This window comes from Paracoccus rhizosphaerae, assembly GCF_026162645.1.
Classification (GTDB): Bacteria; Pseudomonadota; Alphaproteobacteria; order Rhodobacterales; family Rhodobacteraceae; genus Paracoccus; species Paracoccus rhizosphaerae.
The window spans coordinates 1-1,187 of record NZ_JAOTBE010000176.1; the positions used below are offsets into that span (position 1 = coordinate 1).

Consider the following 1,187-nt stretch of genomic DNA (forward strand, 5'->3'; position numbering starts at 1 on the left):
TGTCAGGCGACACGGCGAACTGCCGCCTTGTCGACATGAGGGACTGACCCTTCCTGTGGAGAGGAGGTTCCAAGATGAGCGAGTTGAGGGAAGGTCTTTCACCGACGGTGGTGTCGGGGAGGATCGAGATGCGGACACCGGACGAAGTGTCGGCCATGCTTGCGTTGAAGGCCTGCGGTTGGGGGAGCAAGCGGATCGCGGCCGAATTGGGGTGCTCCCGCAACACGGCGAAGCGATGGCTGGCGGAGGGCGGCTGGAGCGCCGCGAAAGTCGTGCGGCGGCCCCGGGCGCTCGACGGTCTTGAGGCGTTGCTTGGCGAGCGTTTCCGCCGCCATGCCGGCAATGCCGATGTGGTCCGGCAGGAACTTGCGGCGGAGCTTGGGATCGTGGTGAGCCTGCGCACGGTCGAGCACGCAGTTGCCCACCTGCGCCAGGAGCTCCGTGCCGAGGCCCGCGCGACGGTGCGCTTCGAGACGCGGCCCGGTCAGCAGTTGCAGATCGACTTCGGGGAGCGGCGCGTTGCGATCGGGGACCGGATGGAGAAGGTGTTCTTCTTCGTCGCCACGCTCGGCTATTCCCGCAAGCTGCACACCCGGGCCTACCGGGGCGAACGCCAGGAATACTGGTTCGACGGCATGGAGAGCTGCTTCCGGGCCTTCGGCGGCGTGCCTGAGGAAGTGCTGCTCGATAACGCCCGTGCGCTGATCCAGCACCATGACCCGGTCTCGCGCGAGGTGGTCCTGAACCCCAAGCTGCATGCCTTCGCGCGGCACTGGGGCTTCAGGGTGAAGGCTTGCGCGCCCTATCGGGCCCGGACAAAGGGCAAGGACGAGCGTGGCGTCGGCTATGTGAAGAAGAACGCGGTCGCTGGCCGGCGCTTCGAGAGCTTCGCCGCACTCGAGGCGCACCTGGAGGCCTGGACGCGCGAGGTAGCGGATGCGCGGGTCCACGGCACGACCGGCGAGGCGCCCAGGTTGCGGTTCGACCGCGACGAGGCGCCTGTCCTGCGGCCAGCCGCCGGGACCCCGCCGTTCCTGGCCAGCCGGGAACTGGTGCGGAAGGTGACCTCGGACTGTTCTGTTGAAGTCGACGGCAACGCCTATTCCGTGCCCTGGACGCTGATTGGCGAGCGGGTGACAGTCATCGTGGCGGGCCCGGACCTGCGTGTCCGGCATGCCGGGCAGGAT

General features: G+C 68.0%; 1 protein-coding gene. It reads left to right on the forward strand.

The genetic code is table 11. The features are described 5' to 3' along the window. Positions 1–74: 74 nt before the first annotated feature. Positions 75–1,187, forward strand: a 1,113-nt coding sequence (gene istA, locus OC184_RS20260; protein WP_407674422.1) for an IS21 family transposase, incomplete at its 3' end; no start/stop codon positions are given.